Source organism: Desulfovibrionales bacterium, from assembly GCA_028715605.1.
Classification (GTDB): Bacteria; Desulfobacterota; QYQD01; order QYQD01; family QYQD01; genus QYQD01.
Map to the genome: position 1 here is coordinate 1 of JAQURM010000018.1, position 12,537 is coordinate 12,537.

The window sequence follows — 12,537 nt, forward strand, 5'->3', positions numbered from 1 at the left end:
CCCGCACAGCTCGTGCTTCGTTTCATTGTCAGAGCCGCTCTTTATTCAGGCTCCTAGAGTCATTTGGTGGCACAAATGGTTCCCTACTCAAGTGGGAACAGCTCTTTAAAGCGACTTCGTGTCGCACGGGATGTAAGTCCCCTGCCCTGTACGTGAACCCTGCCCACGTAGTGATACGTTAGCAGAAGTACTAGCCGAAGGCAAGGGCGGAATCATGAGAGACCGCCTGAAGGAACAAGGGCTGGTCTCGATCAAGAAACTGTGGGTGAACATTATTCACTATCCGGCTCCGGCCCGATAAACTTTATGAATCGCCTAGTGCGGACCCGCATGCTAGGTGGTGTGGGGGCTGGGGGATAAAACCCCCCCGGCTACCCGATTCGGTGTTGTCATATGTCGAATCGCGAAATATCCGAGGGCATCCACGGGTACTTGGTGGCAGCGGCAATAAAATCGCGATAATAGATGCCCAGATCACCCCAGTATTCCACGGGGTATTCCTCTCTAAAGGGATACTGCATAGTAGATGTCAGAACATCCCACCGTGGACGCTCAGGATCTTTAATGAATCGGGCCGACACTGTTACTGGTTCTATTAATTCACCTCTCGCTAAATGGTCAGCGCACACGAGTTCTTCTTCATTGGCGATTTTGCCCAAGAATTCTCGAAGTGCATCTGCGATATTAGTGAGATTGTCATTCAAAACTTGTTTGGAAAAAACAAATGAAACCTTTTTTTGGAACCTTGGCTTTAAATCTTCTGGCATTGTGGTATAGGGAATGTCCTCAGAAACAGAAGTAACGTATTTCGAAATGCCGGGATATAATTGAATAACGTTTGGTGTCCTCAAGTTGAGGATTTGGTATGAAAGCCAGTCATCTCCATACTGAGAGACGTTTATTTGCTGGCTTCTATAGAGAATCTCAATCCTTATCCATTCCGTTGAGCTGCTTTGATACAGCGCTACACCAACGCTCTTGCCCCCCATGGTGCTTATTGTTTCATACCATGCATCGGTTGTGTTCGTTGGCACGATGGTAATGGTTGATGTCATTTCGACAAGGGATGCTTCTACGGCGACAAGAACATGTTTCGCATTCTGCTTGATGATCTCAACATCATCTTCCTTGATCGGGCGAAAATGAGCCAGAGAATTCCTGATGTTTCCTATTTCGTCAAGCTTGTTTCTTATAATTTCTTTTCGGCCTTTAAAGTAACGTGCAAAGTGTTTCCAGTATTCGTTCGAAGTGATAAGTCTAACGAGTTCCCCGCTGTTCAGATGCATAAGAGGGCTGCTTATTTCATAGCCGAGGTAGCCGAAATCCTGAGCCTGTCTTATGCGCTTCTTTGCTATTGCAGCAATAGTAGTTCGCTCTTCCTCCACAGTTTCTATTTGGGTGTCGGCCCATTTGTCTAAATATACATTTTTCAGAATAGTGTAAACAAAAACTCTGAGCGAGTTTTCAACTCTAAAGAGGACGTTAAAGGCTTCGTAGTAATGCGTAAGAAGCCATCGGTTTGGGATTTCATATGTTATGCTGGACCAGTCCTCTGCCTTCGCTACCGCTTTTTTCCATTCCATAATTCACCTCTTAGCGGGTTCATCATCGGTTCTTTTAGGGCTCTATGCAATAACAAGTTATGTTGCTTGTCAAGCCCATAGTCCCCTAATATATCATATCCCGCTTAAATTATTATAAAAATAACATAACCATATAATATCTTGACAGATTTTTACAAAAACTGGATATAAAAGGTATTGACCTTACAGGCGAACAACGTGCTAAAATATTTAACATGGGTCTATCCCCGCGTGATTTAGTGGCGGGAGAGCAGGGAGGATACGCTTATGGGAGAAAACGGTAGCAAGCCTTTGCTCTGGCTGTGGGCGGGTATACTGCTGGCAATCCTGAACACGCTTATTTTTAATATCAATATGTCAGACAGACCTATCGGGGCTTCCACAGCTTTCCCTTACTTTTCAGGTCTCTTGGCAGGGCTCACCGATGCTGATTATATGAAAGATATCGTAAGATCCGGGTCATGGGAGCTGTATTTTTTGTGTGGAGCCTTAATCGGCTCTTTTTTGTCTTCTCTAATCTCAAGGGATTTCAAGATACAGCTCATCCCTGAGCGCTGGCGGGATGTGAAGGGAGGTTCCGCCGCGAAAAGGGTTTTCTGGGCATTTCTTGGGGGATTTTTGCTTCTCTTTGGGGCCAGGCTGGCTGATGGCTGTACAAGTGGTCATATCCTTTCAGGTGGCATGCAATTGGCCGTAAGTAGCCTGGTATTTGGCGCAGTGGCTATCATTACATTCCTTATCACTGGAAAAGTCTTCTATAGGAGGTAAAAGATGGCTAAGGCAGTCATATTCGGTATGTTGTTTGGGTGGATATTGCAGAGGTCACGGGTCAATACCTTTAACAAAATAGGCGGGTTTGCCATGCTGAAAGACTTCACGGTCTTAAAGTTGCTGCTGACGGCTATCGGGGTGGGGAGTGTACTTCTGTTCACAGAAATACAATTAGGTCTTGCCTCCTTGCACGTTAAGCCATTCAATTTAACAGGCGTTCTTTTGGGTGGAATCGTTTTTGGGATCGGTATGGCTATTCTCGGATACTGCCCTGGTACGCTCATTGTCTCGATTGGGGAAGGGGCGGTAGATGCCTTGGTAGGAACATTGGGTGGATTGGCGGCCGGACTTATTTACATATTTTTGTATCCTGAGATGAAACCCCTGCTTGGCCCGGATTTGGGAAAGATAAACTTGTATGCCGGTGGCGCTGTGACTTCAGGTATAATTGTGCTTTTGTTCGGGGGTATTTTGGTGGTTGCCGCAGCTTATATTGACAAGAGGGTAAAGAGATGACCGACTACATCCAGGTGGTTACAACTACAGAAAAAAAGGAAGATGCCCGGAAGATCGCCCGGGCCGTGGTTGAGAAGAGGTTGGCAGGTTGCGTCCAGGTTATCGGGCCTATAACCAGCACTTACCGTTGGAAAGAGGCGATTGAGACGTCCGAAGAGTGGATGTGTGTAATTAAAACCAGAAAAGACCTTTATCCGGAGATTGAAAAGTCTATTCGGGAGGTCCACCCGTATGAAGTGCCCGAGATTTTAGCCGTGCCGGTAGCTGAGGGCAATAAGGATTATCTGGAATGGTTGGGCAATGAAATTAAGGGAGGATAGATATGCTGGCATTGAATTTGCTTATTCATCCTAGGCATGATAGGCAAAATAGACCCGCGTATTCCAAATGGCCTTCCTGTTTCGGCTTCCGCAGTACCTTCCGGTTCCGCACCCCATCCTGATTTTGGCAGCATATTCCGCGCCTCTATAGCCGGTCAGGCCAGGGAACAACCGCTGGATATAGTGATTATTCAGGCCTTAAGCCGGGTCTTGCAGGCCATCCTTTCTGAAAATGGATCCGAAGAAAACGGCAGCCTTCCCTCATCACTTTTCCCTTTGAATTTTCCCGACCTATCCCCTCAGTCCAATAGAGCGGAATACCGTCCGGAGGGAAGGGAGCTAGATGCCGGGGTGTCAAATAATTTACAGGGCGGACAGGATATTGAACATATTGTGACCGAGGCGTCCCGAAAATACGGGGTAGAACCCGCGCTTATCAAATCTGTTATTGCGGTGGAAAGTAACGGCGACCCGCAGGCCCTATCACCGGCCGGCGCCCGGGGTCTCATGCAGCTTATGCCGGCAACCGCAGCCGAATTAGGCGTAACCGATCCCTTTGATCCGGCACAGAACGTCATGGCCGGGACGCGCTATCTGCGCCAGTTGATGGACCGTTACCAGGGGGATGTAAAGCTGGCCCTGGCCGCCTACAACTGGGGGATGGGTAACCTGGAAAAAAGGCCGGAGGCCCTGCCTAAAGAGACGCGGGAGTACATAGCCAGAGTCGAAAGCCGTTATCGTGGCTATGTCGCGTAGGGGACAGGAAAGAACAAGGAAACCACGGAGAGGCACGGAGAATACAGGAGACAGAAGTCAGAAGGTAGAAGCAAAAGCTGAAAGCTGACGGCTGAATGCGAGCGAATACGATGTATTTTACCTTGCATACGGAGATTCCCCGTCCGCCCAGGCGGACTGCGGGGAGCTTCAATATGGTTGCGGACGCAAAGAGCAACTCATGAACAACTGGAAGAAAAAGATCAAAAAGGCCGTCTCGCTGAAGTATGAGCCAGCCAAAGACTCCGCCCCAAAGGTCACGGCCAAGGGGCAGGGAGTTGTTGCCGATAAGATCATAGCCCTGGCCAAAGAGAACAATATCCCTATCCATGAAGACCCGGACCTGGTTGAAATATTATCGAAACTTGACCTTGAAGAAGAGATCCCGCCAACCGTTTACGTTTTAGTCGCCGAGATACTGGCCTTTGTCTATCGCATGAACGAGTGCTGGCCGGGGCGAACGGCAGAAAATTCTCAATAGGTAAAATTTGCCTACGGCTCCGGCAGACAATTCCTCCCTTCAATACAAGCGGCATCGGCTGTTTTTAAAAATTATAATCATAACAAATAGTTATTTAATGCGCCGGATAATGGCATAAGCATTGCACAAAGTAAGGTACAATCATCGAAAAGTATATATTGGAAGGGTATATGGAAGTCATTTTTAAATCGGGTCTGGAAGGAACGGTAGAGAGCGGCCTCCTTCTTGAAAAAAAGATGGATCTCACGGCCAACAACCTGGCCAATGTCGCTACGGCCGGTTTCAAAAGAGACCGCATATCTTTCCGTGAGTTGCTGCTGACTGCCTATAATGGAGAGGTAAAACCGGCTAAAACAGAGTCGATTTATACGGATTTCGGTCCGGGAGAGGTTAAACGGACCGGCAATCCACTGGACGCGGCCCTGAGCGGCCCAGGTTTTTTCAAGATAGAGACCCCCGATGGGATCCTCTATACAAGGGCCGGAACCTTTGCCCTTAATGGCGACAATGTACTGGTTACCGCGCAGGGTTACCCGGTTATGGGACAGGGTGGGCCGATAACCCTGGATGGGACAACTATTGAGATTAACGAGGTGGGGGGCATATCCATGGATCAGGCTGGGGATGGGGTCATGGCCGAGGTGGATAGCCTGGCTGTAGTTAATTTTGACGATCCATCCGTACTGGAGAAGTTGGGGAATTCACTGTACCGGCTAAAAAATTCCCAGGCCAGTGAGATCCCGGCCGACGGGACACAGGTCAGGCAGGGCTATCTGGAACAGTCCAATGTCAACGTCATGGAAGAGATGGTTCAGATGATTCAGGTGCAGCGAAATTATGAGTCTTATCAGAAAATAATCCAGCTATTAGATGAAATTGACTCACGTGCGATCAATGATGTCGGAAAATTGACATAACAGAAAGAACATCTAGCAGCAGTCGGCAGGCTGATTGCCGACAGCTTATCCTAAACAGGAGGTAGCATTTATGCTACGAGGCATGTGGACAGCGGCTTCCGGTATGGCATCACAGCAGCTTCAGCTGGATGTCATTGCCAATAACCTGGCGAATGTCAACACTACCGGGTTTAAGAAGAGCAGGGCGGATTTCCAGGATCTGCTTTATCAGACCCTGCGCATGGCCGGAGCGACAACCGCTACCGGAGGAACAGTTCCCACCGGTATTCAGATCGGCATGGGCTGCCGGCCGGTAGCGGTGCAAAAACTGTTTACGCAGGGTGACTATAACCAGACCAAGAACGAATTGGATTGGGCCATAGAAGGCAAGGGGTTCTTTAAGATCCTCAGCAATGAGGAGGAACTTTATACCAGGGCCGGCGCCTTTAAACTGGACAGGGACGGCTACGTTGTAACCTCAGACGGTGATCGCCTGCAGCCGGAATTTGCCGTGCCCACCGGGACGGTAACTATCTCCATCGATTCCGGCGGGCGACTTGTAGCCGCGGGTGCGGATGGCACAGAACTGGGCTCAGTGCAGGTTGTTTTGTACAGCTTCCCTAATCCGGCCGGCCTGTTCAGCGTGGGGCGAAATCTTTTGCGGCCGACCGAGGCCTCAGGCGAGGCCATTCAGGGAAACCCTGGGATAGAAGGGTTCGGGACCGTCGCCCAGGGATTTCTGGAGGTATCCAACGTGGATGTCGTGGAAGAGATGGTCAGCATGATCATCACCCAGCGGGCCTACGAGGTCAATTCCAAGGCTATTCAGACCGCAGATCAGATGCTTGAACTGGCGAATAATCTCAAGAGATAGAGTAAATAATAAGATAGAATACAGAATACAGAATACAGGAGGCAGTAGTTAGTAGTAAATGGTTATGAGGAAAACAACAACAATCGGTATAATCGGCCTTTCCTTCCTTATCGTGCTGGGCGTGTTACAAGCCGCGCCCGCCCTATCTGGAGAAGGTGGGGGGGAGCGCTCTCCCTATACCCTTACGCAGGGAGACATTGAGTCCATTTACAAGGATTTTGTTTATGCGCACATGCCCTGGTCCAAGGAAGATGTGGTTATCTCGCGTGTGCATGTCGGTGAGGTAATAGCGCTGCCGGGCAGCCAATTTACTTTTGAAGTGACACCGCCGAACGGCTCATACCTGGGGGATACGGCCTTGAGGGTGGTCTTCAGGGTTAACGGGCGGGAAGTGAGAAAGGTACGCATCTTTGGGCATATTGATATCTATAGGGAGGTGGTCTGTATGGATCATTCTATGCGAAGGCACGAGGTCATACAGGAAGGTGATTTGTGTACGGCGCGCCGGGATATATCACGGATCAGTAATGCAGCTATAAGTGATATAAGAGAGGCGGTCGGCAAGAGACTGGTCAGCTCGGTGCGGGCCGGAGAAATTATTAAGCGGGACATGCTCGAACTCGCCCCCATCATAAAAAAAGGAGATCGGGTGGCAATAATAGCGGACACAGAGACGCTGTTAATCAGGGCCCGGGGAGAGGCCATGGAAGGGGGGGCAGAGGGTGAGATGATCCGGGTGCGCAACAGCAAGAGTAAGAAGGAGGTCTATGCCCGGGTCATAGACGCATCTACCGTTCAGTTGGAACTTTAAGTACGGGATGGAGAGCGCTATGAATAGCTTGAGACGGTTTATGACTACTATTATTCTGAGTCTGGTTCTGGCGGGCTGTGCAGGCATGATGCCTGAAGATAAAACGCTCATGTCCTCTATTGCGCCCGATATGCCTTCTCCGGAGCCGCATAGGCTGGAAGGGGCTATCTATGCCCAAAATATGCCGGTAAAGATTTTTAGTGACTGCCGGGCCCGAAGCATAGGGGATATTGTCACGGTCAATATCGTGGAGACCTCCAATGCCTCCAAGAAGGCCGCTACTAAAACCGGCCGAAGCACCAGCGTAAAGGGCGGCATATCGGCTCTGCTTGGTTTTGAGGGTGCCGTAGAGGACAGGAACAGCAGATTTAGTGCCGACAGCATGATCGAAGGCGGTATCGCCAGTGATTTCGATGGGTCAGGATCAACCAGCCGGAATTCGACGGTAACGGCCTCTATCTCCTGCCGGGTGGCCAATGTCTTACCCAATGGGAATCTGGCCATTCGCGGGTCCAGGGAGATCCGGGTGAATAACGAGACACAATACATGATATTGACCGGAGTTATTCGTCCCGAGGACATTGCCGCGGATAATTCCATTATATCGTCTTATGTTGCCGATGCCCGCATTACGTACACGGGCCGGGGTGTCCTGAGTGAAAAGCAGAGCCCGGGCTGGCTGGCGCGCATACTGGATTATATATGGCCGCTGTAGGAAGCTCAAAGCAAAAAGCTAAGAGCCTCAATGAAGTACAGGCTTTTGAAATTACATAAGAGGTCATCCATGAACCACCTGCAACGGATATTTCTAGCCGCCCTTATAACGCTACTCTCATTTATATATCTTGCCGGTTCGGCTCAAGCCGCCCGGATCAAGGACATTGCCTTTTTCAAGGGGGTGCGCACCAATCAGTTGGTTGGTTATGGACTGGTAGTCGGCCTGAACGGCAGCGGTGACAGCGACCAGACCAAGTTCACGGTGCAGTCTATAGTGAATATGCTGGAACGTATGGGCGTACATGTCTCAGCCAAAGAGGTAAAGGTCAAAAATGTGGCCACGGCGATGATTACTGCCCAGTTGCCGCCGTTTGCCAAGGCGGGAAGCAAACTGGATATCCTGGTATCCTCAATGGGCGACGCCAAAAGCCTCCAGGGAGGCACCTTGCTCCTGACGCCCCTTAAGGGAGTCGATGGTCATGTTTACGCCCTGGCCCAGGGACCCGTATCTGTGGGCGGATTTGCCGTAGGCGGCGCGGCCGGGGGCGGTGTCCAGAAGAATCATCCTACCGCAGGCATGATAGCAGCCGGGGCAACCGTAGAAAGAGAAATTCCATACGCCCTTGGCTCCCAGAAAGAGATAATGATCGGCCTCTACCGCCCGGATTTTACCACTGTAACCAGAATGAGCGCAGCAATTAACAAAGAGGTGGGGATGGCTGTTGCTGAACCAATAGATGCGGATGCGGTGAAGGTTACGGTGCCTGAATCTTTATCCGAAGACGTAGTCAAACTTATGGCCCGACTGGAGATGGTTGAGGTCAGACCGGATATCGCCGCCAGGGTGGTCTTAAATGAAAAGACCGGTACGGTAGTCATGGGTGAGAACGTGCGGGTGTCCCGGGTAGCCATAGCCCATGGGAATCTTAGTATCCAGATCAAGGAAAGGCAGATAGTCTCCCAACCTCTTCCCCTGGCCAAAGGGGAGACGGTAGTCACTCCGGAGTCGGAGGTCGCCGTAAAGGAAGAGGCCGAGAAATTGCTCCTCCTTGAGGAAGGGGCGAGCATTGGTGAGGTAATCAAGGCCCTTAATGCTATCGGAGTCACGCCGCGTGATTTGATCGTTATCCTGCAGTCCTTGCGGGCGGCCGGGGCATTACAGGCGGATTTAGAGATTATTTAGATATGGGCTGAAAGCTGAAAGCGAGATTATCATGGCAGATAATATCTCCATACCTGCTGAAAGCAGCAAAATCAAGGTGATAGGGCAATCGGCCGATAAGCGTACTAAGGACGAAAAGTTAAAGGCGGCGTGTGCCGAGTTCGAGTCGCTTTTTATCCATCAGTTATTGAAGATGATGCGTGACGCCGTTCCTAAAACAGCCCTTTTTCACGGGGGTCCAGGTGAGGATATTTATACCTCTATGTTTGACCAGGAAGTGGCCAGGAAAATGGCTGAGGATAGGGGGATTGGCCTGGGGAAACAGCTTTATGAACAGGTTTCAGAGGCGATAGCAAAGACCAGGAGAAACGAAATCCCCGGTTCAATCGGACGGGGGGGCCTGAAAGACAAAGAAACGAGTGGGGTAAACAAAGATGGCGACCAAAAGGAATGATCGTAACTTGCTTCTTCCCAAAGGAATATTTGAACTCCTGGAAAAAGAGGTGGGTTTTTACCAGGAACTTTTGAGGCTGCTGGACAAAGAGCATGAGTGCCTGCATAGCCTGTCTGTAGAAGAACTCTGCGCGGTAAGCAAGGCCAAGGAAACAGAGATATTGAAGATAAAGGTAGTAGAGGAGAACCTGAAAGATATTACGGCCGGGCTTTTCAAAAATCACGGTTATGTGGTGGAAGACGCCACAATAACCGCACTGATGGAGGTCGCCGATAAAAAGCAGGCCGGGATACTTAAGAATTATCTGGCCATTCTTACTGCCTTGAAGGGAGACATACGGGAGCGGAACGGCAACAACAAACGATTCATCGAGGAAACCCTGGAGGTTATAGAAGATTCCCTGTCCATTCTGGTGCCGCCCCGCAACGCTCCTTTTTATACCCCGCAGGGGAAGAATGCACGTTGTTCGTGTAATGCCAATGTCTTAAGTAGAGAGGTATAAGGTCATGAGCGGTGTAAATGCCGTACTAAGCATAGCCAGGACGGCCCTTCTTACCCAGCAGATGGCCATCGAGGTGACCAGCCATAATGTAGCCAATGTAAATACGCCGGGATACTCCCGCCAGCAATTGGTTATGGAGCCGAATAACTCCACCACGATAGGGTTAGGAGAGATAGGAACAGGCGTTCAGGGCCAGGCTATAATCCAGTACCATGACAAGTTCATGACCGCGAAGGTGAATCAGCAGGTGTCCACTATGACCGGCTTTGAGGCCAAGAAATCGAGCATGGCGGTTGTAGAAACGCTTTTTAACGAAACCACGGATGGAGGGCTTAATGAACTTTTAGGACAATTCTGGGCAGCCTGGCACGACTTGGGCAATAACCCTTCCGGTAAGGCCGAAAGGGCTACGCTGGTAGGGCGGGCCGAACTACTGGTCGATCACTTTCAGGGTCTGTACAGCGACCTGATGCGCCTCGGCACGGATATGGATATTAACCTCGACGCGGGGGTTGAAGAGATAAATTCCCTTACCGGACAAATCGCGGATCTCAATGTGCAGATTATAGCGGCCGACCAGGGTGTAGGTGCAGCCAATGATTTGCGGGATAGGCGTGACTATCTGGTGCAGCAACTGGCGGAGCTTATGGATATTAATTACTTTGAGATAGGCAGCGGCGCCTATACCGTTATGTCCAATAGCGGGCATATCCTGGTGGAAACCGATAAGTCCTGGGACCTGGAACTGAATGGCAGCCAGGTTTACTGGATCAGCAGCACCGGGGCAGAGGTGGAGATAAGCAGCGGTGATGTGCAGGGAGGGAAATTAGGCGGCTGGTTGGCGGTCAAACAGGAGATTATCCCCGATGTATTGGACAAGGTGAATAACCTGGCCGAGTCTTTTATCAGAGAGGTGAACAGCCAACATAGTCAGGGTATGGGGCTGGAGCCATTTACCACGGTGACCGGCACTTATGCCTCTACCGATAGCACTGAGGAGATAGGAACCGTTGACTCCGGGTTGCCTTTCTACGACGTGGTGCAGGACGGCTCCTTCAATTTATGGTTGTATGACAGCAACGGCGACGTTATCGGGGGGGCAGCCAATAATATTGCGATAGACGCGGACGTGGGGGGTACCACATTGAATGCCCTTGCCACTGCAATTGATGGTATTTCCGGGGTTGACGCCTCGGTGAGTGGCGGAAAACTGACCATAAGTGTTGATACCGGCGAAGAGCTCACGGCAGTTGGATTTGGCTTCTCAGATGACACCTCTTCCGTTCTGGCGGCCCTGGGCATTAATACCTTTTTTGACGGCTATGATGCCGGGTCAATAGCCCTTAACTCGGTTATCACCGATAATACAGATAATATTGCTGCGGGGAATATAGATTCAACAACAGGTGACTATAGCCTTGGTGATAATGAAAATGCCCTGGCCCTGGCCGATTTGCAGATTCAGGAGGTGGACATCGGCGGGCAGTCAGCAACCCTTGACGACTATTATAATGCCCTGGTGGGAGAAATCGGCATTACAGCCCGCGGGTATAACAGCGGCTATGATTTTAGCCGGAACATGGTTACTCAGTTGGGTCAGTTGCGTGATTCCGTCTCCGGCGTCTCTCTGGATGAGGAAATGACCAAATTAATCCAGTACCAACAGGCATACTCGGCTGCGGCCAAGTTAATCCAGTCCTCGGATGAGATGATGCAAACCCTTCTCTCTGCAAAATAGGAGTAATCAACCATGCGTATAACTATGAATAATATCTATGGTTCGATAATCAACAACCTGGATAAATTAGCCGATGATATGCATACATTAAATGAGACCATCTCCTCCGGCAGGAAATATACTACACCTTCCGATGATCCGGTGAGTTTGATCGGCGCCCTGGAAATACGGTCTATAATTGATGAAACGGAACAGTATGAGCGTAACGTCACCTATGGCATATTATGGGCAGATAATGCAGAGATTGCCTTGAGGCAAACGGATGAGATCATATCCCGGGCCCGGGAGATAGCCGTTCAGATGGCTAATGCCACGGAGAGCGAGGCTACACGGGCCTCAGCGGCAATAGAAGTCGGGCATCTGATTGAACAGATAGTGGCCCTGGGAAATTCCCAGGTAGCCGGGGAGTATATCTTTAGCGGACAGAAGACAAATATAGCTCCCTTTACCTATGATTCGGTAGCGGGTACGGTTACCTACAATGGCGACGAGAACGACATAAACATCCGGGTAGGCCGCAACAACAGCGCGACCATCAATAAAAACGGCAAAGATGCCTTTATGGACGACGATGAGACATCCAACCTTTTTACCTATCTTATTGACTTAAAGGAGGCCCTGGAGGGCAACAACGTGAGCGGGATTCAGGACAGTCTCGGCAGCTTAAGCGATGCCGCTGATTATATCAATGAGAAGGTAGCCGATTTTGGAGCGAAATATAATAAATTGGATATGAAAAAATATATATACGCCGAGTTGGGATTAAGCAACACGGAAAGATTGTCCGATATAGAAGATACAGATTTAGCAGAGGCCATATTGAATCTACAGACCAAGGAGGTTGCCTATCAGGCGGCCCTGACTGCGGCCTCAAAGGTTATGCAACTCAGTCTTGTTGACTTTTTACGATAACGGGTGATTTTTTCACCATGGAGGGT

Annotated in this window: 15 protein-coding genes; 14 read left to right on the forward strand and 1 reads right to left on the reverse strand. The window is 49.9% G+C overall.

The genetic code is table 11. The features are described 5' to 3' along the window. Positions 1-389: 389 nt before the first annotated feature. The gene (locus PHT49_11550) at positions 390-1,583 is read right to left on the reverse strand and encodes a Swt1 family HEPN domain-containing protein (GenBank protein ID MDD5452519.1); all 1,194 of its coding nucleotides are present in this window, start codon (positions 1,581-1,583) and stop codon (positions 390-392) included. Between the two features lie 267 nt (positions 1,584-1,850). On the opposite strand from PHT49_11550, the gene PHT49_11555 reads away from it, so the two are divergent. The 14 genes from PHT49_11555 (at position 1,851) to flgL (ending at position 12,511) form a co-directional block, all read left to right on the forward strand. After that, positions 1,851-2,351 (forward strand): YeeE/YedE thiosulfate transporter family protein, encoded by a 501-nt coding sequence (locus PHT49_11555; protein MDD5452520.1) that lies wholly within the window; start codon positions 1,851-1,853, stop codon positions 2,349-2,351. Positions 2,352-2,354: 3 nt separating this feature from the next. Continuing rightward, positions 2,355-2,870, forward strand: coding sequence for a YeeE/YedE thiosulfate transporter family protein (locus PHT49_11560; GenBank protein ID MDD5452521.1), 516 nt, complete (start codon positions 2,355-2,357; stop codon positions 2,868-2,870). Continuing rightward, positions 2,867-3,190 carry a divalent-cation tolerance protein CutA gene (locus PHT49_11565; protein ID MDD5452522.1) on the forward strand — a complete coding sequence of 108 codons (324 nt, stop codon included), beginning with the start codon at positions 2,867-2,869 and terminating at the stop codon, positions 3,188-3,190. The genes PHT49_11560 and PHT49_11565 overlap by 4 nt, the downstream gene beginning before the upstream one ends. 36 nt (positions 3,191-3,226) lie before the next feature. Then, entirely contained in the window at positions 3,227-3,946 is a 720-nt protein-coding gene (locus tag PHT49_11570) for a lytic transglycosylase domain-containing protein (GenBank protein MDD5452523.1), read from the forward strand. Between the two features lie 199 nt (positions 3,947-4,145). Next, positions 4,146-4,445, forward strand: coding sequence for an EscU/YscU/HrcU family type III secretion system export apparatus switch protein (locus PHT49_11575; GenBank protein ID MDD5452524.1), 300 nt, complete (start codon positions 4,146-4,148; stop codon positions 4,443-4,445). 170 nt (positions 4,446-4,615) lie between these two features. Then, on the forward strand, positions 4,616-5,362 hold the full coding sequence (gene flgF, locus PHT49_11580; GenBank protein ID MDD5452525.1) for a flagellar basal-body rod protein FlgF: 747 nt from the start codon (positions 4,616-4,618) through the stop codon (positions 5,360-5,362). A 70-nt stretch (positions 5,363-5,432) separates the two neighbouring features. Beyond that, a complete protein-coding gene (gene flgG / locus PHT49_11585; protein ID MDD5452526.1) occupies positions 5,433-6,215 on the forward strand; it encodes a flagellar basal-body rod protein FlgG in 783 nt (260 codons plus the stop codon). A gap of 64 nt (positions 6,216-6,279) precedes the next feature. Continuing rightward, on the forward strand, positions 6,280-7,026 hold the full coding sequence (gene flgA / locus PHT49_11590) for a flagellar basal body P-ring formation chaperone FlgA (GenBank protein ID MDD5452527.1): 747 nt from the start codon (positions 6,280-6,282) through the stop codon (positions 7,024-7,026). 19 nt (positions 7,027-7,045) lie between these two features. Then, positions 7,046-7,741 (forward strand): flagellar basal body L-ring protein FlgH, encoded by a 696-nt coding sequence (locus PHT49_11595; GenBank protein ID MDD5452528.1) that lies wholly within the window; start codon positions 7,046-7,048, stop codon positions 7,739-7,741. 69 nt (positions 7,742-7,810) lie between these two features. Continuing rightward, a complete protein-coding gene (locus PHT49_11600; GenBank protein MDD5452529.1) occupies positions 7,811-8,926 on the forward strand; it encodes a flagellar basal body P-ring protein FlgI in 1,116 nt (371 codons plus the stop codon). Positions 8,927-8,957: 31 nt separating this feature from the next. Then, a complete protein-coding gene (locus PHT49_11605; protein ID MDD5452530.1) occupies positions 8,958-9,359 on the forward strand; it encodes a rod-binding protein in 402 nt (133 codons plus the stop codon). Continuing rightward, the gene (locus PHT49_11610) at positions 9,340-9,861 is read left to right on the forward strand and encodes a flagellar protein FlgN (GenBank protein ID MDD5452531.1); all 522 of its coding nucleotides are present in this window, start codon (positions 9,340-9,342) and stop codon (positions 9,859-9,861) included. Before PHT49_11605 ends, PHT49_11610 begins: the two co-directional genes overlap by 20 nt. A 4-nt stretch (positions 9,862-9,865) precedes the next feature. After that, positions 9,866-11,599, forward strand: a complete 1,734-nt coding sequence (gene flgK / locus PHT49_11615; GenBank protein MDD5452532.1) for a flagellar hook-associated protein FlgK — start codon at positions 9,866-9,868, stop codon at positions 11,597-11,599. A gap of 12 nt (positions 11,600-11,611) precedes the next feature. Then, positions 11,612-12,511 carry a flagellar hook-associated protein FlgL gene (gene flgL / locus PHT49_11620; GenBank protein ID MDD5452533.1) on the forward strand — a complete coding sequence of 300 codons (900 nt, stop codon included), beginning with the start codon at positions 11,612-11,614 and terminating at the stop codon, positions 12,509-12,511. The last annotated feature ends 26 nt before the right edge of the window (positions 12,512-12,537 follow it).